The organism is Dyella sp. 2YAF14 (genome assembly GCF_052114725.1).
Lineage (GTDB): Bacteria > Pseudomonadota > Gammaproteobacteria > Xanthomonadales > Rhodanobacteraceae > Dyella.
On the sequence record NZ_JBFRFH010000008.1, the window covers coordinates 87909 to 112438 of the forward strand.

Consider the following 24530-nt stretch of genomic DNA (forward strand, 5'->3'; position numbering starts at 1 on the left):
CTACGCGCCCATCGATCACGCCTCGTTTGCAGTCTGATAAGGCCGATAGTGCGGTTCCCAGAAGAGGGCGCTGATGCGTGCGGACAGTGTCGCCTCGTCACAGTCATCGGCGACACCATCGAGCTGGGCCTGCCGGGCGACCACCTTGGCCACGGCGATGGACACGTCACGCAGCTGAGCGACAGGGGGCAGAAGCCGACCATTCTTGTCGTTGACGGTTGGCGACATCGCTGCGACGGCTTTGCCGGCGACCATGAACATCGCATCCGTGACCCGTCGTGCGCCTGCTGCGAGCACGCCCAGTCCCACGCCGGGAAAGATGTAGGAGTTATTGGTCTGGTTGACTGGAACCATCTTCCCGTCCCACGCCACCGGATCAAACGGACTGCCGGTACCCATCAGGGCGCGGCCATTGGTCCAGGCCAGCAAATGCTCCGGCGTCGCCTCGGAACGAGACGTGGGATTGGACAGTGGGAAGATGACCGGACGCTCGGCATGTTCCGCCATGGTGCGAACGACCGTCTCGGTGAACGCGCCGCGTTGCCCCGATACGCCGACCAGGACCGTTGGCCTGGCGTTGCGCATGACATCGAGCAGGGATATTTCGCTCGCGCTTTCCTGCGTCCAGGACGCCACCGCCGAGCGCTTCTGCACGAAGGGCGCCTGCGCGGGCGTGATATTCGCCATGCCCTCCACCAGCAGTCCATTGCGGTCGACCAGGAAGAAGCGCTGACGCGCATCTGCTTCGCTGGCACCGGCATCGACTATCGCTTGCAGTAGGAGTGAAGCAATGCCGCAGCCCGCCGAACCGGCGCCAACGATCGCGATGCGCTGGTCGGTCAGCTGCACACCGGTCACATTGATCGCCGCCAACAGGCTGGCCGTAGCCACCGCGGCCGTGCCCTGGATGTCGTCGTTGAACGTGCACAGCCGGTCGCGGTAGCGTTCCAGCAGGCGGCTGGCATTGGATCCCGCGAAGTCTTCCCATTGCAGAAGAACATTCGGCCAGCGTTCGATCACGGCGCTGACGAAGGCTTCGACGAAGTCGTCGTAGTCCTGGCCGGTGACGCGCTCATGCTGCCAGCCAACATAGAGCGGATCGGCAAGACGCTCCTGATTGTTGGTGCCGACGTCGAGCAGGATGGGCAGCGTCAATTCCGGGTGAATGCCGGCGCAACCGGTGTAGAGCGACAGTTTGCCGATCGGAATGCCCATGCCTCCGGCGCCTTGGTCACCCAGCCCCAGGATGCGCTCGCCGTCGCTGACAACGATCACGCGAACCTTGTCCAAGCGCGGGTCAGCCAGAATCTCGCGGATGCGGTGCTTGTTCGGATAGCTCAGGAACAAGCCCCTGGGTTTGCGCCATATCTCGCTGAAGCGCTGGCAGCCTTCGCCCACCGTGGGCGTATAAACCAAGGGCAGCAGCTCGGCGAGATTGCCCACCAGCAACGCATAAAAAAGGGTTTCGTTGATGTCCTGCAAGTCGCGCAGAAACGCATAACGCTCGAAATCGGTGTTGAACGCGCGCAGGACTTTCAAGCGGCGTGCCACCTGTACATCGAGCGTGCCGATATGGGGAGGGAGCAGGCCGTGGAGGCGAAAGCGATCGCGCTCTTCGTTGGTAAAAGCCGTTCCCTTGTTCAGCATCGAGGTGTTGATCAAGTCGAAGCCGGACAGATGGGTCTCGATCGGAGCGTCCGAGGCGAATGCGGGCATTTCGTTCATATGACTGAGACTCGTATGGCAGAGGCGGCCGATGGCGGCCACTCGTTGCACCCAGGTTCCGGCGTCAATGCATGGGGCTATTCCAACAGACGAACATTACGCTCAATCGATCACGCCGGATTGAATGGGTTTGACACGGCAGGTATAAAAATCGTTGCCATGCCCGTGTGTCTCACCGTGTTTGATGGCGACGATCAGGGTCACATTTTCGAAGCAGAGCCGTGCAGAAAGTATCAATAATCTCCAGCTCGACTCAAAGATCTCCAATCCGCAGAAGCGCGCGCTGCCTATCCTGGCGCAGGACATTCCACCGATAGATGCAACCTGCATCAGGCAAGGCTTTGTCGTCGAAAGCAGGGACCAGGGCCATGACAGATGCCGGCAAGTGCCCACCCTCGGCCGCGGTTCGAAAAGAGCGCGATCTGTCGCTGGATACGGTCGCTCTTGCCGCCGGTCTGCTCTTTGCAAACGGGCAGACGACCGAACGGACCGTGGTTGCCACGGAGCAGCTTGGGCGATCCTTCGGTTTGGACGTGAGGGTGCTGCCGCAATGGGGCGAATTGACCGTTGAGATCGAGGGCACGCTGCTCTCCGAGGTGTCCTCGAGCGCCCCTCTGAGCGTGGACATGGGGAAAGTGCTCGCCGTATCCCACGCGGTGGATCGGGTGTGCAAGCAGTCCCTGCCCAGAGAAACCGCGTATTCCTTGCTGGTTGAGGCCGGACGCACAGGCGCGGTCTCCACGCTGCGCTTTGTTCTGTTTTCGGCCCTGGGCGCCGCGGCGCTGGGCGTAATCTTCGGCGCGCTGAGTGCCCAAAGCTTGTGGCTTATCGCACTGAGTGCCGGCGCGGGTGCGCTGGCGCGCCGCGGGTTGGCGCGGCTGCGGACCAGTCCGCTGGCGCAGCCGCTATGTGCCTCGGCGATGGCGGGACTGCTTGGAGCCATCGTCATTCGCATGCATCTGTCGACGTCGCCGACGCTGGTGGCCTTCTGCCCGTGCATGGTGCTGATTCCCGGTCCGCATATCCTTAACGGCGCGATCGACCTGGCACGCACCCGCATTTCGCTGGGGATATCACGGCTCGCCTATGCGGGTGTGTTGATCCTGTTGACCTGCGTGGGCTTGCTTGCGGGACTCGGCGCAGGCGGCATCACGGCATTGCCGGCCGATACGCCGGCGGCGGTGCCGTTCCTAGCCGATGTGATCGCCGCGGGTTTCGCGGTGGCGAGTTTTGGCACGTTCTTCTCGATGCCCTGGCGTCTCCTGCCATTTCCCATCGCCATCGGAATGCTCGCGCACGCGCTGCGCTGGGTGCTTATCGCGTTGGCGGGTTTTCACGTGACAACGGCGGCGCTCGTCGCCTGCCTGCTGGTGGGCGCCGTCATCACGCCCGTGGTGGATCGCCTGCGTTTGCCGTTTGCGGCGATCGCGTTCTCGGCAGTCGTCTCCATGATGCCTGGGTACTATCTGTTCGAATCGGCCAGTGCGCTGCTTCGTCTGGTGGGCGGTACTTCGCAGGCAGCGTCGATCGAGCTGATCACCAGCGTAATTGCCAACGGAACAACCGCCTTTCTGGTCGTACTCTTCATGACCATCGGGCTTATTCTTCCGCGCATGTTCATCGAGCACTATTTTCCGCCCGGTGGCCGACCCACGACAGATGCCTGAGTGGTGCAGGGCATCGCCAGCATGGACGGATCAGGAATTGCCAACCCCGCACACAATCCTCCAATCAGTGTGCGATGGCGATCCTTACGCTCGGGACGACATGAAGCTGGAAGACATGCCGCCCTGAACGCGGTGGCGTGTGCCTTTTCGCTTCGGGGTGTGCGCAGCTGCCTTTTGGCCAACGAGGCGTCGATGTGATGAAGACCCAGCCTTCCGTCTCCGTGTCTCCCTCCCGGCAACACACGGCTTTTGTGGTCGCATGGTGTCTGGCGGCGATCTTCTACTTTCTCGAGTACGCCTCGCGATCGTCGCCCGCCGTGATGCTGCCCGAGCTGATGCGGGCCTTCGGTGTCGATGCGCTGGGCGTCAGCAGCATCCTTGGCACTTACTACTACACCTATTCCGTGACCAGCCTGGTGGCAGGCGTACTGCTGGATCGCCTGGGCGCGCGCTATGTGGTGCCCGCGGGCATGCTGATCCTGGCGCTCGGATGTCTTCTGTTTGCCCTGCCTCATGCCAATACCGGCACCGTTGGCCGATTGCTGCAAGGCGCGGGTTCGGCATTTGCATTTACTGGCGCCGTCTACCTGGCGTCGCGGGGTTTTTCGGCGACGCGCCTGGCCACGGTGATTGGCTTCACCCAATGCCTGGGCATGCTCGGTGGTTCCATGGGGCAGCTCGCCGTGGGGCCGCTGATTCACGGGATGGTGAGCGTTCCGCAATTCTGGAATGCGATGGGGGCGATTGTCTTGCTGGTGGGCGTCGCGCTGCTGGCCATGACGCCCAGCGAGAGCCGGGCAGGGCAAGCGAATGAGCCGGGTGGATTCCTGGCGCCATACAAGGTGGTGCTGAGCAACCCGCAGTCGTATCTGTGCGGCATCGTTGCCGGCCTGCTGTTTGTTCCCACCACCATCGGCGACATGGTGTGGGGCGTGCGCTTCTTTCAGCTGGACCGGCAGTTCAGCTATCACGACGCCGTGCTCGCCATCTCGATGGTTCCGCTGGGATGGGTTTTCGGTTGCCCGCTGTTCGGCTGGCTTGCCGATGCGCTGGGTCGGCGGAAGGTGGCGCTCATCGCTGGCGCAGTGCTGATGTTGATCTGCGCGATACAACTGACCTGGCTTCCCGATCTGATCCCCAATTGGGCGACCTTGCTGTTGTTTGGCGTGGCCTCCGGATCGGCCATGATCCCTTACACCATCATCAAGGAAGCCAATCCTGATCGCGTGAAAGGCAGTGCGACGGGTGCGATCAACTTCATCACGTTCAGTGTCACCGCGCTCGTGGGCCCCGTGTTCGCGCGGAAACTGGGCAACACGGTGGGCTCGTCGGTGGTGGATCCCCGCGTTCACTTCTTCCACTCCAGTGAGTTCTGGGTGGTGGTGATTGCGATCGGGATTGTCGTCTCGTTCTTCTTGCATGAAACCGGCCCGGGCGCCAAACCAGCCACCAGCACTACAAGCTGAGGCGACCGCTTGCCAGACCGTGCGCCTGATCAAGGCTGCTCGACGGTCGGCGGCAAAATCCTGCGAAGTCGATAACTTCAGCCTGGCCCTCGCGGGGGCCGGGCTTCTTTTCGACACTTTCGAGTCATTTTGTTCAGGCCTTCGGGTGACCACAGGTACCCGGAGGGAGGCATCGGGCCTAGCTCGTCATCGGTAACTTGCTGAGCTCAGGGGCTAGCTGAGCCAGCAAGCTTCTACGAAGACGTTGGCCCGGAGATATCCATGTATCAAGGTGCCTTTGGCGAGCGACTCGGTCGCTCCTTCCAGATCAGCAATCCGCGCGTGCTGCGGGCGCAGACGCAGCAGGGCATCCGGCTCGCCGTCACCGAGCTGCGGATCGACCGCGCAGGCTATGGCATCACCAGCCGACAAGACACACGCCAAGCAGAAGCATGCCGTCGCAATATTGGAGCCGCTGTTTCGCGCGCATCCAGATCATCCGGGCCTTGCCCACTACATGATCCATGCCTGCGACAGCGAAGAACTGGCCAAGCAAGGTCTGCCGGCCGCCCGCGTGTACGCGAAGATCGCCCCGTCAGCACCCCACGCGCTGCATATGCCTTCGCACATCTTCACCCGGCTTGGCCTATGGGACGATTCGGTCCACTCCAATCTCGCCTCCAAGGAATCCGCACATCAGCATGGCGATACGATGGGCGAGTTTCACGCCATGGACTACCTGGTCTACGCCTATCTTCAGGAGGGGAAAGATGGCGACGCCCAACGCGTGGTTGATGAGATGAAAGCCATGCGTGCACTGGACGTAACGGAGTTCGCGATCGCCTATGCAGCCACCATCATGCCGATACGGCTCGCGGTCGAGCGCGGTCGTTGGAGTGATGCGGCTGAGGTGGCGCCGATGCCCCGGGCATCGCCTACCATCCTCGCCATCGCGGTTTGGTCCAAAGGCATCGGTCTTGCGCGCTCCGGTCACCCAGCGGACGCCGGTGCAGAAGTCACGCGGCTCCGTCAGCTTGAAAAGCAGCTGCGTGACTCTGGCGATGACTATTGGGCCACCCAGACGGCCATACTCGCCGACGAGGTCGCCGCATGGCAGAGCCAGGCCACGGGCCATGCCGACCAGGCGCGGTCGCTGCTGCAGTCCGCCGCCGATCGCGAAGATAGCCTGGAGAAGCGCCCGGTAACACCCGGCCCGGCAGTTCCCGCACGCGAGCAATTGGGCGAGTTGCTGCTGTTACAAGGCGATGCCGCAGCGGCGCGTGAGGCCTATCGCGCTGCGTTGATTCAGGCCCCCGGGCGACGTGGTGCGGTGTTGGGAGAGGCGCGTGCTGGGCAGGCTATGCGTTGATCAGAATCCGCAACCGAGTCGCCGCCATCACCGCTTTGTGGTCAGAGCACCACGCCAACGCGATCAACTCACCGATCGAACCAGTGATACTGGATGGCCAGGGAGACGCCTTTGTAGTCGCCACCGACGCGTGTCACCAGTCCGTTGGTCAGCGCGAGCTTCGCCGACCAGCCTCGGGCGAAGGGGACAGACAGGGTCAGCCCGTAGCGGGCGTTGGATTGTCGGTTGTCATCATCGATGCCATTGAGGCTGGTTCTGCCGCCCGTTGCGTACCCGATGGCAGCCGCAAGCCAGAGTCCCGGGCCAAAGGTATATCCGCCGTTCAACTGGGCGGTCATTAACGGGTCCTGGCTGCGCGTCTTTCCGCCGTAGTAGTCGTGATTGGTGGTGAAGATCCACGCACCGACGGAGGCTTCAACGAACCATTTCCCCCACGGTTGCATCAGTCCTATTTCGGGCTTGAACGACCAACGGTTGGTGCCGATGTTCACCAGTCGGGACGACGTGTACTGTCCCGTCGGCGCGGACATGGTCAGGCTCACACCTATCGAGGTCTCGGGCGTGCGCTTGGCGAATTCCTCGGGAGACATCGCCGGATTGCCAACGAGATTCAATGCGAACCGCAGGCGTACGTCGCCCATGCCTTCGCGGTGAATGGCGGTGGGCGCATCGATCACGTTACCGCTGAGGTCGCCGCTGACGCCAGGTATGACGATGCCGAGCGAGGCCGTGTGGTCAGCCAGTCCGAAGGTGCGCACATAGCCAAGTGCGACGGTGTTGATCTGTGCCTCGACATGCGAGATCGGAAGCGAAGGATCCGTCAGCACGTCTCCCGTAAGGCGGTTATAGGCCAGGCCGACGAAATTCGTGCCTGTCGGGGAGGGTGAATAGGTTCGCGGTTCCAGCTCCTGCGCGTGCCCCGTTGCTGCGTGGAGCAGCAGCGCGGCAAGTATCGCCTGCAAGAGCGAGCGACTCATGCGTGCAGGCATCATCGTGAATTCAGATCGATGCCATGTGCCGCCAGGGGTAAGGCCATATCCGTTCTCCCCGTCCGATGTGCCGCTCATCGCGATGGCCGTGCGCATCGCACGACCGCGTCACGACCCCAACCAGCTACGCCTCTGATCGGGTGCCTCCGGAACTCCCTGGAACGCAGTATGGCAACTCTCCAAAGCGGCGGGGAGTGGCGCTATGTCGGTGCAGTCCATGGCAACGCCAAAGAAGGCTGCCGGGAGCCATTTTGGAATGCCCCTGTTCGGCGGTCCGGTGATCAGATCCGGGCCGGCCTTCCTGACGCCACCGGTTCACTGATTGCCTCGTGGCCGGGCGATGGCCGTCGCCGGGTCAGGACGACGTTTGGAGGCCTCCGGGGCATGACGCAGAGCCTTGGCGGCCCTGGCGGTCGCAGGGGCAATGAACCGGCGGTGCCGTTCGGAAGGGGCTGCGGCGCAATAGCGGGGTCAGATTTATTTATCTCTTGGCCAAGGAAGGCTCCAACCAATGACCACCACAATTGTCAGGTACGACGACGCTGACGACCTGGACGCTGAGCCGCTGCCGCCGCGACCGAAATATGCCTGGCCGGTGTATGAGCCGGACTTTAGCCAGGTTCGGGGAGACCGCATCATTGGTAAAGAACAGTTCGAGCTTGAGAAGAAGCAAATCGCCTCTGGCGAAAAGACGATGGCCCAGATCTTTGCCGAATACGGTCTCGACGAGAACGGGCGGAAGACACCACACACGCCAAGAACGGTGAGGCAAGCATGAGCCGGCGGAAGGTAAAGACGTTCGACCCGTCCGCTGAGCTTGGCAAGTTGATCAGTTCTCTGAAGCGAAAGACCGGCATCCGCTCCGAGGTCGACCCCCGCACATCACCACTCGCGTTGACGCTGCGGCGGAAGACTTCAAGCGCGGCGTTCTCGCGCTGCATCGTGCCGAGGGTGATAGCAGTGGCGTTGAGGTGCTGCTCGGCGAGATTGAACGCGTCGCGCGTCGCGCGTCGCGCCGTGCGCACGGCCGACGAATATGGCGCCCCCTGTGCGCCCCAAACWGCGGCTGGCTCATCCAATGCCTCTGCAGTCAGCGCCACGCCTCACTCCACCCACGTCTGTCCCCTGACTACAAGTCAGGGCGATGTGTCGGATGGCCTCTAGGGTATCTCTGGCGAGAGAAGGCCGCTGCAATGGAAGAGGATTTCCCACGTGCTCGACATTTATGCATCGTCGGTGGCGTAGCTCATCAACCTCTCTCCTGGCACGTGACATCGGTAGCGGAGTATCGCGCTACCGATGTCACGTGCTCGTGGTGTTCATCCGACGTAGCCAGATGAACAAGATTGCAGATAACCGATCACGTCATCGGTGCTGCCTTCGGCGATCAGTTCAAGCGCGGTTCTTCCAGCGAACGTGGCGAGTGGCTGGCTCATCCACTCGATCGCTTTGTCGCGGTCGCCGGAGATCGATTCGGCGATATCGGCAACACGCTCCACGGCAAGCCTCAAGCGATCATCATTGTCCATGATCTCCGCCTTTCAGACTGCGCAATCGTTAGCGCATTACCTTGAACCCATCGCTAGTCATTTCTACCCCATTAAACTCAAGATCTTCTTTTAACTGCTCAGCAAGCACTTTGTCATTCGATCCAATAACCCAAAGCACGGTGTAGGGGTTGGGTTGGCTTGCTGCGCCGTAGTGATCATCAATATCCAGCGCCGATCGAACAGCAAGATCTTCGTCGCTCTCGCCGGGGCGTTTAAGAATTGTTGTCAAATGCCCTGGCGGCAACGATGAGCGCAACGCTTGAACCGCCGCTGCATTCTCCGATGTCGAAACGACCCACACTGGTAATTTTTCAGCGAGCGCAGAAAGGCTCTCCACGGGCTGCGGATTTAAAACTAGTGCAATTGTGTCGGTCATCATTGGTCTCGAGAAAAGTCAGTTCCCATTATTGGGATTAAATGGCACGCCAGGCCCGCGAACACCATCAGTCCAATCGTGCGTATGCGGCACTCCTTGGCCATGATCATGGTCGTAGTCCACGTCAAAAAGCGGCTTCCCGTCCGGGCCATATGTGCGCTGCTGACCGCTCCCTGGATTCGTGTAGGTTGTTCCCGGCGCTCCGGTATTTGGAGTCTTAGACGGACGTTGCGCTGATGGAGCGCGGCATCCTTCCATCGCTTTCCCGCGCAACACTTCTTCCAAGCGCTCAACGTCAGCTCGCGTGTAGTTTGCTTCTTTTCGTGAGGCGACGGAGTCTTCGAAGTCCGGGTCATACTGCCGAACACGATTGAGCGTTTCCCGGTAATTGGCGCCTTGGAGTGGCCCGGCCAGATCGACAGGTTCGAGTAAGTCACGCTCGTTCTCTGCCTGCAATCCCTGCGAATCCACGAAGCTCAGCGGATTGCTACCTACATAGGCATACAAGCTCGGTCCTGCAGCTAACCCAGACGGATCGGGCTGGTCGTATCCACCAATGGCCGGCTCGTAGTCGCGGTAACCATTGTGGACAAGGCCGCTTTCCACATCGTAGTACTGGCCGGGGAATCGCAGGTTATAGGCGAAGCCCCCTGAAGTCGTCGGCTGCTGCTCGCCAAACGCATTCCCTTGATACGCCAGCTGCCAGATGGAAGCGCCTGTCGCGTCCGTGACCACTCTGGGCGTACTCAGTCCATCAGCATGCACATAGCTCACCACGCTGACGCCGCCCGCCGTATCCACCACGGCAACCGGCAAGGCGCCTAGCCAAATGTAGTCGCGCAAAGCGCTGCCGTACTCGCCAAGTAGCTGACTCGATTCGTCGTACGAAAAACGCTGGCTGCCAGCTGCAGGGAAGGTCGCCACCTTCGCAGTACGCTGCCCGAGTGAATTGTACGTATACGTGCCTACAGTGCTGCCATCGCGTTGCACTACCGTCATGCGGTTACGGCCGTCATAGCCGTAGCCGAATGTGCTGCCGCCGGTGACGCTACCCGTGGTGTTGCCGTTCGCGTCATAAGCGCGCGAGGCGTTGCCGATGCTGGCCAGGTGATGCGTGCCGGCTTGATAGGTGTAGACACCCGTCGCGAGGCCGCTAGCGGTCTTTCTCAGGCGGTCGCCGGTCTTGCTATAGGTGTACGCCTCTTCCACGTTGCCGTTGCCGTCGGTCAATCTGGTAAGGCGATACAGCGGGTCATAGCTGTAGCTCTCCACGGCCGGATTGGCGCCCGGTGCATTACCCAGGGCCGTGATATTGCCCATCGCATCGCGCGCGAAGTGCAAGTTGAGCGCCTGACTCACCACGTCGGTGAGCGCGTAGTTGGCGTCATAGGTGCGTGTGATGGTCTGACCATTGCCCAGCGTGTAGCTGGCGATAGGCCCGAAGGGCAGGTAACTGATGGCCGTGACCACATTGCCCGCCCCCGCGCCGCTGGTGCCCGGAGGCAGAGCGGTGACGCCGTTAATCCGCCCAGCAGCATCGCGGCTGTACTGAATGGATGTGCCCGACGGCGTCAGCGTGCTGGCCACGCGGTCGGCCAGGGTGTAGCCGTAGGCGGTGATGTCGGTGCCCGTGCCTTGCATCTGGCTCTTGCGCGTGACGTTGCCATGCGCGTCATAGCAGTAGACCGTGGTGACGGCGGTTTCGACGATGCGGGTGAGGCGACCGGTCGGGTACGAGGCCGTGCAGCCGGTGACGCTGTTGGGCTCGTCGTAGCCGTAGGCGACGTTGAGCGTGCCATCGGCATAGGTGGTGGCGGTGCGACGGTTGAGCGCGTCATAGGTGCTGTTGCTCACTACGCCCTTGGCGTCCGTGCGCTGCGTGACATTGCCCGCTGCATCGTAGACGTACGTGGTGCCGCCCGTATCGGGACTCTGCACGCCAGTCGCGTTGCCCAGGCCATCGTAGCTGTAGGTGGTGTTGAGCCCATCCGGATCGCCCACGCCTTCCAGGCGATCATTGGCGTCGTAGGCAAACACGCTCTGCGTGTTCTGCGTGGCGGTGTCGGTGCCGTTGTAGTTGTCGATGGTGCTGATCAGGCGGTTCAGCCCGTCATAACCCTGTTTGCGCTGGACGCCGAGCGCATCGGCGGTGTGCACCAGGTTGCCGTTGGCGTCGTAGCTGTCGCTATAGGTGGCGTTGAACACGGCATGGCTCAGCCCGTCCGTCACCTTGGTGAGCTGGCCCAGGGTGTTGTACGTACGCGATAGCGTGCGACGTACCGTGCCGCTGGGATCAAACGTCTGCTCCTGCGTCTTGTTGCCCGCCGCATCCAACGTGTAGTGGATGCGATCGCCCAAGGCATCGGTGATGTCGGTGAGGCGATGCGCGGCGTCGTAGGTGTAACTCACCTTGACTCCGTCGGCATCCGTGATCGAGGCCACCGAGCCGTAGGGCGTGTAGCCGATGGTGGTTACGGCGTCGCCGGAGGAGGGCGTTCCATTGCTGTTGGCACGCACCGTCCGCGTCAGTAGCCAGCCTCGGGGGCTATAGGTGAGATCCGTGATCACGCCATTGGCGTCGGCCTGGCGCACCACACGGCCGCTCTTGTCGTAGGCCACATAGGTTGTGACCTGACCCAGCGCGTTGGTGACCTGATAGAGATCACCGACATGGTGGCAAGCGCCGCCTTGCGTACCGCAGCCGGATTCATCCGTGCCGAGGTAGTAGCTGTAGTTAGTGATGTCGGAGACATCGGTGCGTGGGCCATGAACACTCAGCAGCAGACCGACGAGCGGGCACTGCGTTGTGTTGACGGCGGTGCAGTAGGTATAGCGCGATTGGCGCACGCCGGCAGGGGCATTGGCACTGCTGCCGCAGGCGTATCCCAGGCCTCCGGCGACCGTGGGGTCCGCTTCGCAACGTGCGCTCGCCTGACCGGCGTTGTTGTAGACCCATGCACCGTAGGCAACGGTGTTGCCGTTGTTGTCCAAGACGGTTCTGGTGAGCGGGACGCGCTGTGCGGTGTCCCAGGTGAAGTTGGTGGTGCGCTGAGTGGGCTGGCCCCTCGCGTCAATCTGCTGGGTCAACAATGCGGCGTTGCTATAGGTGGTCGCCGTGGTATACCCGTTGAAGTCAACGTAGCTGGCTGGATTGCTGTTCGTATCGTAGGTGCGTGTCTTCCAGGGCTGGCCGCACGACGTCCCGCAGGACTGGCTGACGGAGCCCACTTGAACGGCATTGTTCGCGGCCGCGAAGTTTATTGTTGTCGAACCGCCCAAAGCGTACTGCACGGTGGACGAGCCATCGGCGTTGTAAGTAACGCTGGTGGCATTGACGTTACCCGCTAGATACGTCGATATGGCCCGGCCGGTCGAATCAAACGCAGTGGTCAAGAACCGCGTAGAGGCCTCATCCACCAGGCCGGTCATGGCGGACGTAGGGGTTCCACCGTTCGTTAGATTGGATTCGTTATATACGTAAGTGCGAATGGAGTTGTCGGGATACTGCACTGACTGCAAGTTGCCGACTCTGTCGTACGCGTATGTCAGTGTTCCGCTATCGGGAAGCGTGACCTGATGGAGGTGATAGCCGACGTCATATGTGAACTTGAGTTGCCGCCCCTTAGGGTCCGTTACCGTCAGCAAAAGCCCTGACGCAGGAGCGACCGTCGTCGGAGTCTGCGACGTGCTGTACGTCAGGTTGATGCCATTGCCGGTCCTGTCGACGGCCGATTGAAGCAGACCGTTCGCATCATATGCCTCAACGTGGCCAAGTGCAGCGAGGAAAACCGTGTATCCAATGGGGTTGCCTTGACCGTCATCGATCTCGGCGAGCGTATCCGCGCTATCGAAACCAGTATTCCATTGCCCGTTCGTCTTAGTAAAGAACTCTTGTGTACCATCGGGACGAAGCACCACGATATCGGTAGCCGGTGTGCCAGAGATATCCAGAGAACGATCAAAACTATGACGCCACTGCAGACCCATCGCTGCCGATGCAACAACGTTGTAGCTATTGTAAAAGCGTCGAAAAGTGAGCCATTGATCGCTGCTGTAATCTTCTTCTTGCAGATACGCGTTGCCCGAGAATGTGTTTATGGGGTCGCCCGCCATCGGCGTTCCGCTGGAAGGCTTTCCACCTCCGGAGTCACCCTCACTGCAATGGCAACCCGTGCTATTACCTAAACTCTTGACGGCGGTTTGAAAATCATCTTGGGGAGAACCGCAGTTATAGAACCAGCCTCCCAAGATGGTGCCGCTGGGGGCGTATAGCACCCATTGACATCGGGAGATGACATTTCGGCAATACGTTCCGTAATACTGATAGAAATTAAAGTAAGAAATGTCGTACACGCACCCGGCGTACGCTTGGGACTCCGTCGATCCGTTGTTCTGGACTTGAGCATGTACGGGTGTCGGAGCCGTAGCGAGGGAAAACGCCAGCCCAAAGAGCACCAGCAGCCAGAAAGCCGTGCGACGAAAAAACATGGATTCCCCTGGAAACGCGATCGCACGCTTGCGATCAATAGGATAGCCTTGTAGCAGAGGCGTATCGTGGATTCCAGAAAACTAGCGTGATGTGTGTCACGTCAACGCAGGCAATACTCCAGACGACAGATCAGAGTACGCCCTACACCTACAACGAACGTCCGACTGTTTCGTTGTTTATAACGTAGCGACTCAGTCAGTCGAACATCATCTGTTCAGCCGATTTGATGTCGGAAATTGTCCCTGGCACCTTTTTGGAAATTGTCCCTGGCGCCTTTTTGTTCAGGCGTGGACGGGACAATCTTAAGTTATATCTACTTTGTTCGAACAACGAGAGCGACCGCCTGGTTGAATGTGCTCGCACGCAGTCGATCAAATTGATCAGCCCACGGAAACGAAGCATAGCGACCTGTGGCAGGATCGTAGCGTGCCGGAAAATAGTCATTAAATGAACCCATTCCCGCATATACAGATCTGATTGACGATGATAATGCAGCGAGATCCCGTTCATTCCAGCCGTTTATTGACAGATCAATTGCTTCGTCCAAACTCATCTTAAAGTGGCGTACCCAGCCGCAAGACGAGTCTCGTTCCAACAGGGAAACCATCCCTCGCAAGCTGTCGATCAAAAGCCTAATTTGCTCTTCTCTCGTCATTGCAAAGGTCCTATTGGCGTAAAGGTGCCAATGCTTCTTCCATTTGGAATGAATATTTGGATGTTGTAATTGTTGCCGAGATAGGCTCCACCCTGCGACCCGACCGGCCCATAGTAGTAAACCGTTCCGACCGGAAAGTCTGCGGTGATTACGCTGTTCATCGGCGACCGTCCCGTTAACGCTCCCGTTTTCATATTCGTCCAATTTGGCAACACGGCATTGTCAATACGCGCCTGGGTCACGCTCGTCGGAGGGAAGAAGTTAAAGTACGATCCACCGGCATTGGCTGCATCTCCGGCTTTATAAAGTACACCGTCCGTTGCCTCGATTACTCCAACGTTATAGCGCCCGCCAGCAAATGTTCCAGCAGCCTCATTCGACAGCGGCCCGGGATTCATTGCATCAAACATATAACCTGTATTGCCTGTGGCGCTGGCTGCTTCTCCCTCGACCTTTGCAGTTGCCGGAACTCGCGCGCCGTAGAGAAATACCTCGCCCGGGAACGCGACCGGCGTCACCTCTCCCGATCCTGTAGGTGCCTTGTAATCGACGTCGCAGCCGCCGCAGGCGAGCAACGAGAAGATCTCTTTCACGACTCCGTCGACTACTGGATTGCCATAGCGAAGTATGGGGGTTGCTTGATAATTGGCCTCTTTGTAAGCCTCGTAGCTGGTGGCTACGTCTTTGGTCATCAGAGCGCCCGCACCGGCCAGTTGACTACCATTAAAACCGTAATATGCGCCCGTGCTATAGGCCTTGGCTTCACTCATTGCATTCAGGCATGCATTCCCAGAAGGGTTGTTCGTACAGGTCTCGACCATTGCGGTATTTTGTTGATCAGATTGCTTATTTGCGTCAGCGACGGCCTGCTGACAAGCAGCTGATGCACCGCCGCCCTTGCAAGCTTTATTGAGTGCATCCACCTGCTGATGCGTTAGATAGTTGTATTGCGTACCATCCAGCGCCGTAGCCGCACCTGCACCACCGCCCGCCACGGCGCCGATGGCCACGCTTCCAGCCTGCAACATCGTGGCAAATTCCGCTGATTTGGGGTCATAGCCCTGATCGACGAGGTACTGCGCCATGCCGTTGATCGCGAGTTGATTAGCAGCTGCGCCCGCCGCACCACCGATCACATCACCGCCGCCCAACGCAGCCACGCCGGCACCCACAACACCATGCAGTACGGTGCGCTCCGTACTGCCTTCGGGCCAGCCCATCTTTCCGGCGATGTCGCCCGCAGCACGGAAACCGACGGCCCCCGCAACCTGACCCATCTCCTGCTGCTCTTGCGCCTTCTGCAAATCGAAGATGGGTTTAAGCCCTTGCTGATCCAGCGTTGTGTTGCGATCCAAACCGCTCAGATCGGTCTCGCCGTTACGCGTGATGATGGTGCCGCTAGCGATGCTGGCCTTGGTGATGCTGTGGCTGTCGTCCCCTTGCGGTATACCAATGTTCGGGGCGACGCCCTTAGGGCCGCCCGCCGCACCACCCGTGCCGCCGGCAACACCAAAGCTGCTCGCGCTGTAGTCCGCCTTGTTCTCGATGTTGGCAAAGGTCAGGCTGCCGGTGTCGAGCAGATTCTTGGCTGGATCGGCCGTGCTGGCGATCACACCGCCGTTGAGGTCGGTATTGCCTTTGACGCGGATGGTGTAGCCACTATCGCCTGCCCCGATGCCGCTGACGGTGGTCACGCTGGCGTAGTGGCTATCGACATCGCTCTGGTTGTAACTGCCGCTGACACTCCCGCCGTAGCCGACCACGACCTTGGCGCTGGCCTGCTGTTGCTTGCTAGCGTAGTCGTTGGTGTCTTGTTCGCTGCGGATGTTCAGATTGCCGCCGATATCGGCCAGCACGGAATTGCCCTTGGCTTGGGCGCCTTGGATGGTGGTGTCGCCGCCGCTGACTAGCGAGAGGGTGTTCTTCGCATCCACGCTGGTGTTGGCGTGTGTGGTGCCGTTACCGTGGGCATCGCCCTTACCAGCCGATGCCTGGGCGTAGAAGCCTATGCCATCCGTGCCGATCTGCACGCCCACGCCGCCGCTGGCGTTCTTGTTCTCGCTTTTGAGCGTGTGATCTTCGGCTAGGCTGAGTAGGTTGATGTTGTTGGCGGCTGCCAGGGCGACGTTGTCACCGCTGATCTGGCTGCCGATCACGTTGAGATCACCGCCGGTGGCGGCAATCAAGACATTGCCGTTGCTCTTGATGGTGCTGCCGTAAGCGGTTTCGTCGTGCGAGGTGGTGGCGGCTTTGGCGCTGCTGCCACCGATACCCAGTTGGAGGTTGACGCCGCTCGCCGAGGCGGCGTCTTTGGCGCTGCCGGCATTGGCCATCGCCGCCACGCCGGGCGCGGCGTCGCTGACCGCATAGCCGGCCTGGGCGGCGTATAGCGCTTTGAGGCGATCGTCCTTGACTTCGCTCCCGCGACGCACAGAGGCATACGCGCCTTGGGCCGCTGAGACGCCGCCGCCGCCCAGACTCAAGGTAAGGCCGCTACTGCTTTGCTTCTGGGTTTGTGTCACGTCCATCGTCCCCATCGCCGCATCGATAGTGACGTTCTTGCCCACGATGGCGGTGCCGGTGTGGCTTAGAACGGTGGCGTTAGTAAGGTGCACGTTGTTGCCGCCACTCATCGTCACACTGCCGCCAATACTCCCGACCGTGGTGCCTTCGGGCGTGGTCTGGGTGATGGTGGCCGTTTCGCTCTGCTTGGCTTGACCCACCATCACGCCCACGCCGGCACCCATCAGGCCGTTCTTGGTTTTGCTGACGCTATGCTCTTCGGTGTGGGTGTCGGTTGCGGTGTTGAGCGTGAGGTTGTTGCCCGCGGCCATCACGATGTCGTGATCGGCGACGATTTGCGCGGCGGTGGCCGTCAGGTCGTGGCCGGCGGCCATGGTCACGCTGTTACCGCTGACCGTGGTGCCGATGGCGTAGCTATCGCTGACCGCATCGTGCGTGCCTGTACTGCTGTTGGAGATGACGTTACCGCTGGTCTTCTTGGTATCGGTGACGCTGCTGTGGGTTTCCTGCGCAGTGTTGAGCGTGAGATCGTTGTTGGCCATCAGGCCGATGGCGCCGTTGGTACTGCTGATGGTGGCCGCAGTAGCGGTGAGGTCGTGGCCTGCGGTGGCGACGACGCCGTTGGTGCCGCTCAGCGTGGTGCCACGCACGCTCTCGTCGTAGGTCGCAGTCTTGGTGACGGTACGGCCCGAGGTGCTGATGCTGGTCACGCTTTGGCTGTCGGTGACCGTGTTGAGGTGGATGTCGTTGCCTGCCGCCACACCCAGCTGGTTGCCGGCGTTGAGCTGCGCGCTATAGCTGGTGAGGTCGTTGTCGGCGACTAGCGCCAAGTTGCCGCCCGCGCTGATGCCGGTGACGTTGTGGGTGAGGTTTTCCTGGACGGTTTGGCTGCTTTGCGTGCGGGTCGTATGGCCGGTGGCATCCAGGGTGATGTTGTTGCCAGCGACGAGTTGGGCATTGCCGCCCGCGCGTATCGTGCTGGCCGTGGCGGTCAGATCGCGACCGGCGACCAGGCTGAGATTGCCATTGGCCTGGATGGGTACCGCGCCTGTGGTGAGATCGCGACCGGCGACGAGCGCCATATCGCTCGCGCTGGTGACGGCGCCCGTATTGATCAGGTCACGTCCCGCCATCACGCTTACGGCACCGCCGCTGAGCGTGCCCGCATTGATCGTGTCGTTGCGCGTGGCAATGGCCAGCGTGCCCGCGCTCTTCAATGTGCTCGTGTTGATCAAGGTGTCGGCACTGATGGCGGTGCCTTGCGTGCCGGTGATGGTGCCATCGTTACGCACCGTCCCGGACGATCGGATGTTTACCGTGTTGCCGGCCATCAGAGCGCCGTCGCTGTGCATGGCATCACTGGTGGCCTTAGACAGATAGACCACCGGCACCAGTACATGCTCGCCGTTCACTACCTGATCGACCAGCCACACGATGTCCGAAGACAGTGCACCAATCTGGGCGGTGGTGAGCGGGGCGCCCAACTGCAAACCAAGACGCGCGGCTTCGTCCGCCGCATCGTTCATCAGGGCGGTGTATTGCGACAGGCCGTCGCCGCCGTTAAGCGTTTTACGGCCGGTCAATTGGAGGATCTGGTCGAGCACCAGATTTTGTTCGTAGTAGCCATCGCCCAGACGCTTGTGGATGCTGCCAGGGTCATCGCCCAAGGCGCGCAGCAGGTAGTCGGAGCTTGTCACCGGGCCATGCGCGAAGCGCGGCGCGGTGGTGACCAGGAAGGGCGCGCCGGGGTCTCCGTTTTGGCTGTATATGCCGTTGGCCGGGGGCACCAGGTTGGGTAGCGCCTGCGTTGCGTTGCCGACGGTTTGTGCAGCGGCGTTGTACGTGTTGCCGCCGCCATGGACGGTGTCACCGGACGCGCCGGTCACGCGATCGACTGTGCCCGCTCCGGCGCCGTGGACGTCATGGAGTGAGTTGCTCTCGGGTCCGGAGACGTCAGTGGGAGTAATGGCGTCACCGGTCTTGCCGCGACCAACGGCCGTGTTGGTGATCGGGCCACCGTTGATGGTCAGGTCGCCGCCCGCGGTGATCGATGCTTTCAAGCCATCGCCAGCGGCGTAGGTGATCCAGCCGGGTACGCTGCCGGGTTGGAGCAATACGGTTTGCGAACTGGTGGTGGTGTCGTAGGTCCACCACGCGCCCAGGAGCCACGTGCGAGGGTTATGGACGAGGTATTGCGATTGAACTTGGTCGTCTACGGTGGTTTGTATGAGTCCCGTCGGCACCCAGTTGATGTTTTGCACACTATCGGTACTCGCGACACCGTCCTGCCCATTGATGGCGAGGTTGCGGCCCGCGGCGATCGAGGAGGCGTTGTTGAGGACGGCGCCATCCAGCGCCATGTCGCCACCGGAAAGCACGCGGCTTTCCGCACTTGCAGCGGTGACGGTGGTCACCGATAGCAGTGTGTCGGTGGTCGTGCTCTGGTAGGTGGCCGGAGCGCCCGTATGGTTTCCTTGCTGAAAGAAGACGCAGCGGTCGTTGGATGCCTCGTTGGCACTGCAATAGGCTTGCGCTTTTGCAATTTGAGCAGCGCTGACGATTTGGCCCGGATCGATGTTGGGCACTTGATGCGCGGCCAGCGGATCGTCGTAGACGTACATGGGCGCCGTGACGGTCTGCACATTGGTGGTCTGCTCGGCCGGTGAGAGCGTGAACGTATTCGTTTCGATCACACGGCGCGCGTTGGCAAACTGCTGCGAACTCAGCACCAGATTGCCACGCGCTTCGATGTCGCCTGAGAGATTGGTCACCGACTGCGTGCGTGCGCCGCTGTCGCTACCGGCGATGATCAGATCGCCTTGCGAGTAGAGCGTGGCATCGCGGTTGAGTAGCGTATCTGTGATGTAGAGCGACAGATTATCGACCGCGGCGATGAGGCCACTTTGGTAAGCCGCGTTGTCGGTGGTTTGACCGAGGTCCGCGCCATTGGTGAGCGTGGCAGCGTCCACGCGCAAGGTGTTGCCTGTGATATCCCCGGTGTTGGTGACGTCGTGAGCTTTCAGCGTAAGGTTGTCGCCCTGAAGCGAGGCACCTGTCTGATTGTCGATGGAGTCGGTGGCCACGATGTGGACCACGCCGTTGCCAGACTCGTTGCTGGCGTTGATGACGCCACCGGCCAGATTGACGAGGCGGGCGGCGCTGAGGTCCAACTCGCCTGCAGTCTGCAGCGTGCCTTGATTAGTCAGCGTGCCGGCCACGGTTAGGCTGAGGATGCCGTCGCTTTCCAGGCGCTGGCTGACGAGGTGCGTGTAGTCACCGGTGAAGTTCGCATCGAGTAGGTCACTACCATACAGGCGACCCAGGCCATTGAGGTTTGCCAGCGTGGCATGGACGGCGGAGCCGTCGACCTCGCCACCGTCGTTGGTTAGCGTTGGTGTGGTCAGCCAGATCGTGTTGGCCTGGATGCGCCCATTGCTATTGGTGATCGTGGCAAGATCAAGCCACGTCGTATCGCCGGCACCCAGTTTGCCGCCGGTGTTGTCGAGCGTAGCGCTGCCATTCTGGTAGCTGAGCTTGCGCGTGGCGTAGGCAGTGCCACCGTTGTTGTTCAATGTACCGACGGCGTCGAGATTAAGGTCACGCTGCGCGACTAGCGTGCCGCGGCTGCTGTTGTCGATACTGGCGGCCGTAACCGTGGCATCACCACCCCGGTCGCCGATCGTGCCACCTCGATTGTCGATGGCGCTGTTGACGATGATTCGTAAGGCCGCATCGGCGCTGCCACTGTTGCCAGCAAGAATTTGCCCGCCCACATTGGCGATGGCGCCGGCACCAATGGCGGCGGCGTCCGTGGCACCCATGCTGCCGCCGCTGTTGTCGAGCGTGCCCAACGCATTGATCGTGAGCGCATGGTTGGTCTGGAGCACACCGCCATTACGGTTGAGCAGGTCACCATCCGTGCTGACATTCAGGTCGTGGCGCGCGAAGGTCGTGCCGCCGCTGTTGTCGAAGCTGCCTGCATGCAGGTTTGCTGCACCTTCGGCGCCTATCCGGCCGCCAAGCATGTTGGTCAGGCCCTGGCTCAGCGTGAGGGAGAGAGCGCCGCTGTCACCCCGCTGGTTGACCTGGCCGCCAGTGTTGTCCAGCGTCATGCCGGTGATGTTGACCGCGCCGGTGCCATCAAGCACACCACGCACATTGGTGAGTGTGTCGCCTTGGATGGAAAGGGCATCGCGCGCCTGGACTTGGCCCTGCCTGTTGTCGACGGTGGCGGCATCGAGCGTAACGCGCTGTCCGTACAGACCGGTCGGTGATGCGGCAGGATCGATGGTCAGCGTGTCGCGATTGAGCAGGTTCTGCGCGTGCACGTCGAGATCGCCGCCCGCCACCATGAGGCCGCCCGTGTTGTCGATCGTGCCGGCGACGTGGGCCGCAATGGCTTGTTGCGCTTGAATCGTGCCGCTGTGGTTGCCTAGTGCACCAGCGGTCAGGTCGAGCGCACCATTGGTCTGGAGCGCACCGCGCTCATTAGTGAGCTGGCCATCTACGGTGACATGGAACATATCCGCGCTAAAGGCTTGGATCTTCCCGTCGGAGTTATCGAGCGCACCGGCATGCAGCGTGGTGGCGCCCGTCGTGCCGAGGGTGCCGCGGGTGTTGTCGAACAGCCCGGCGACCCGCAGGTACGAAGCGTCAGCACCTGCGGCAGTGAGCTGCCCGTTTCGATTGGTCAGTGCGCCTGCGTCAAGGGCAAGCGCGCCATTGCCGACGATCGTGCCGCTGGTGTTGTCCAGCGTGTTGTGGACGTGGAGCATCAGCGGATCGGTGCCCAGCGCTTGCAGGCTGCCGCCTGCGGTGGTGAGCGAACCCGTGTCGATGGCGATGGACTGCGCGTAAGTGGTGCCATCGCGCAGGTTGGTGGTGTTGCCCGTGAGGGTCAGTGCGCCGTTGCTGGCGATGCTGCCGTTCTGGCCGTTGAGCGTGGCGGCGGCAATCGTTAGCGCGCCATCGCCGGCGTGGGCGATCGTGCCCTGGGTGTTGTCGAGCGTGGACGCAGTGACGGTAAGGTTGCCATCGCTGGTCAGCACGCCGTGTGCACTGTTATCCAACAAGCCATCTGCGGTGATCGTAAGCGGCGACGCGGAGCTAGTCCCCTCTTGGGACGCAGCGGCCGCCTGGATGGTGCCGCCCTGATTGAGTAACGCGCCCGCACGCACGGTGGTGGCACCCATGCTGGCCAGCTTGCCGCCCGAGTTGGTGAAAGTGTGGGCGATGGTGAGCTGCGTGGCGTCCGAGCCCGCCGCGCTGAGTGTGCCCCGCGTGTTGTCGAGGGCACCGGCCTGAATCGTCAGCGCGCCATTGGTGGCGACCTTGCCGTCGGTGTTATCCCAGGCGCTGTTGGCGCGCACAACCATGGCGCCATTGCCAATGGCTTGTAGCGTGCCACCGGCCGTGGTGAGCACGCCGGTATCGATGGCCACTGCCTGCGCGTAAGTGGTGCCGTTGCGCAGGTCTGTCGTCGTGCCGCTGAGGGCAAGTGTGCCATTGGTGGCGAGCGTGCCGCCTTGGCCGTTTAAGGTGGTCGCGGCGATGGCCAGCGTGCCGGCCGCGCGACCTTGAGTGGTGCCGGCCTGTTGGATGGTGCCGCCGGTATTGCCCAGGGTCGTGGCCGAGATGGCGAGATCGCCATTGGTTTCGATGGCGCCTTTGTCGCTGTTGTCCAATGTGCCTTCGACGTGCAGCGTGTTGCTTGCTTCGCCGGCCGTGGCGATGACACCGCCGCGGTTGTCGAGGTTGGCGGCGTGAAGCGTCAGTTGCGTGGCGCTCAGCGTGGCACCCTGATGATCCACTGTGCCTACACTGACGGTAGCGGCACCACTGGTAACGACGGTTCCGCCAGCGCCGTGCCAGTCGCCGGTGGTCAGCGCGAGGCCGTCGCTACCGGCATGGTTGATCGTGCCGTGCTCATTGATCAGCGTGCCGCTGTTCAAGGTGAACTGCGTGGCGTTGGTGGCCAGTGTGCCGTTGGTGTTGTCCAACAGGCCGGCGACACTCAACGTCATCGGTGCGCTGTCGGCCATCGTCAGCGTGCCGCTGCGGTTGGAGAGGGCTTGTGCGTCCATGGCCACGGCGCTGGCAAAGTTCAATTTGCCTGCGTCGTTGTTGATCTGATTCGCATGGATGGTGGAGGTGCCATCGATCAGCAACGTGCCGCCCTGGTTGCTCAGGTTGCCGCCAGTGAGCGTCAGCTGGCGCAGTTCCAATTGGCCGCCATCGTTCGACAGGCCTGTACTGCTGTCGAGATCAAAGCCGGCCGCGGCGCTGATGCGGCCGCCGTCGTTGTCGAGCAGGCCGCTGATGTGCAGGATGCCGTCGGCCAGCGGGATGATGGGTGTGGCGGGTGCAGTGCTTCCGCCAGACACCGTGCCACCGCCGCTGTCGCTTGCGCTCCCACCACCGCCCGACCCTCCACTTTGGCCGGCGGTCGAGCCAGATGCGCCCGTCGAGCCACCCGCAGCCGATTCCGCCGCACCGATACGACCGCCGTTGCGGTTGGAGAGGGCGCCCGCGTCCAGCGTCATGCCTTGCGAGCCCGTTTGGGCGATCGTGCCACCCACATTGCGCAGCGAAACGGCATCGACGGCGAGTCGCGCGGCATTCATGGTGCCGCTGCTGTTGTCGACGTCGGCCGGCGTGGTGAGTGCGAGTTCGCGCGCCGCGCTGAGGGTGCCCGTATTGGTGACACCGCCTGTGGCACTGATCTGCGTGTTGCCCTGCGACTGCAGGCTGCCGCTGTTCTCCATACGGCCATCAATGGTGACGACCAGGTCACCGGCGCTGGCACCAATGCTGCCGGCGTTGCGCGCACCGACACCGTTCTCGGTACCCAGCAGGACGATCTTGTTCGCGTACATGCCGCCCAACGCGCTCACATCCAGCGCCAGCGTGGGCTTCTCGCCAGTTCCCGTGATAGCGGTGACTTGGGACTGGTCCGCGTTCACTTGATTGCTGCCGGTCGTTACCTGCAGCTGCGGCGACCAGATGCCACCATTCACTTGCACGGCACGCGCGATGATGTCGGTGTAATCCGCGCGCGTCGCGTCCAGGCCGTTGGGGCCGATCTGGACAGCGCCGCCGGTGACGCGATAGCCATCCAGTGCACCGCCGTTGAGTTCTGGCGTACCCGTGGTCAGCGTGAAACGGTTGGCGTTGATCACCCCGCAGCCATCGCAACTGATGCCGGCCGGGTTGGCGATGATCACCTGCGCGCGATCGCCGGCCACTTCAAGGTAGCCATTGAGCGCACTCGGATTGGAGCCGCTAACTTCGTTGAGGATGACCTTGGCCGTGCCTGTGGCGAGCCAAGGATTGCCCGCCACGGTGCCGGCAAGCTGCGTGGTCGTGTTGGTGCGCGAGTTGTTGAGCACCACGCCGGCAGAGTCCACGCTGAAATCGCTATACGTGTTGCGGCTCACGCCGGCCTTGCTGGGTGTGGTGATATTGATCAGCGGCGCCGCGCCGGATGAACCCAGCACCGTGGGGCGCTGATTGCCCGGTGCATTCGGGTCGGTGACGATCTGTCCGGCCGTCGCCAGGGAGGCGAAGCCGATCCAGCCGAACGCGACCCACAGACTCAGACTGACCGGTCGCACTGTGGCGGTCGTCATCGAGGCATCGTTGGCCGATGCACCGCCTCCTGGCCTGCGCACCAATTCCGACACGACCTGGAATAGACCCAAGGCGTGGTTGTAGACGATGCGATAGAGGTGCTTGTTCATCCG

The 24530-nt window shown here is 61.6% G+C and carries 11 protein-coding genes; 4 read left to right on the plus strand and 7 right to left on the minus strand.

Annotation, left to right across the window (positions count from 1 at the left end; translation table 11 throughout):
• Positions 1–15: 15 nt before the first annotated feature.
• Entirely contained in the window at positions 16–1725 is a 1710-nt protein-coding gene (locus AB4Y82_RS13290) for an NAD-dependent malic enzyme (RefSeq protein ID WP_441603646.1), read from the minus strand.
• A 368-nt stretch (positions 1726–2093) separates the two neighbouring features.
• On the opposite strand from AB4Y82_RS13290, the gene AB4Y82_RS13295 reads away from it, so the two are divergent.
• The 3 genes from AB4Y82_RS13295 to AB4Y82_RS13305 all read left to right on the plus strand — a co-directional run bounded on the left by AB4Y82_RS13295 (position 2094) and on the right by AB4Y82_RS13305 (position 6206).
• A complete protein-coding gene (locus AB4Y82_RS13295) occupies positions 2094–3392 on the plus strand; it encodes a threonine/serine ThrE exporter family protein (protein WP_441603647.1) in 1299 nt (432 codons plus the stop codon).
• A gap of 197 nt (positions 3393–3589) precedes the next feature.
• Entirely contained in the window at positions 3590–4858 is a 1269-nt protein-coding gene (locus AB4Y82_RS13300) for an MFS transporter (protein WP_441603648.1), read from the plus strand.
• 391 nt (positions 4859–5249) lie between these two features.
• Positions 5250–6206 (plus strand): hypothetical protein, encoded by a 957-nt coding sequence (locus AB4Y82_RS13305; protein WP_441611383.1) that lies wholly within the window; start codon positions 5250–5252, stop codon positions 6204–6206.
• Between the two features lie 68 nt (positions 6207–6274).
• On the opposite strand, the gene AB4Y82_RS13310 is transcribed toward AB4Y82_RS13305, so the two are convergent.
• Positions 6275–7291, minus strand: a complete 1017-nt coding sequence (locus AB4Y82_RS13310) for a transporter (RefSeq protein ID WP_441611384.1) — start codon at positions 7289–7291, stop codon at positions 6275–6277.
• 415 nt (positions 7292–7706) lie between these two features.
• Here AB4Y82_RS13310 and AB4Y82_RS13315 point away from each other — a divergent pair, with 415 nt between their 5' ends.
• Entirely contained in the window at positions 7707–7973 is a 267-nt protein-coding gene (locus AB4Y82_RS13315) for a hypothetical protein (protein ID WP_441603652.1), read from the plus strand.
• A 541-nt stretch (positions 7974–8514) separates the two neighbouring features.
• On the opposite strand, the gene AB4Y82_RS13320 is transcribed toward AB4Y82_RS13315, so the two are convergent.
• From AB4Y82_RS13320 to AB4Y82_RS13340, 5 genes are all read right to left on the minus strand, one after another.
• Positions 8515–8724 carry an antitoxin Xre/MbcA/ParS toxin-binding domain-containing protein gene (locus AB4Y82_RS13320; protein WP_441603653.1) on the minus strand — a complete coding sequence of 70 codons (210 nt, stop codon included), beginning with the start codon at positions 8722–8724 and terminating at the stop codon, positions 8515–8517.
• Positions 8725–8752: 28 nt separating this feature from the next.
• On the minus strand, positions 8753–9121 hold the full coding sequence (locus AB4Y82_RS13325) for a hypothetical protein (RefSeq protein ID WP_441603654.1): 369 nt from the start codon (positions 9119–9121) through the stop codon (positions 8753–8755).
• Between the two features lie 18 nt (positions 9122–9139).
• The gene (locus AB4Y82_RS13330) at positions 9140–13609 is read right to left on the minus strand and encodes an RHS repeat-associated core domain-containing protein (protein WP_441611386.1); all 4470 of its coding nucleotides are present in this window, start codon (positions 13607–13609) and stop codon (positions 9140–9142) included.
• A gap of 314 nt (positions 13610–13923) precedes the next feature.
• Complete coding sequence (locus tag AB4Y82_RS13335; protein ID WP_441611388.1) at positions 13924–14265, minus strand: DUF6966 domain-containing protein; 342 nt, start codon at positions 14263–14265, stop codon at positions 13924–13926.
• Positions 14262–24527 carry a two-partner secretion domain-containing protein gene (locus AB4Y82_RS13340; RefSeq protein WP_441611390.1) on the minus strand — a complete coding sequence of 3422 codons (10266 nt, stop codon included), beginning with the start codon at positions 24525–24527 and terminating at the stop codon, positions 14262–14264. The genes AB4Y82_RS13335 and AB4Y82_RS13340 overlap by 4 nt, the downstream gene beginning before the upstream one ends.
• Positions 24528–24530 lie beyond the last annotated feature (3 nt).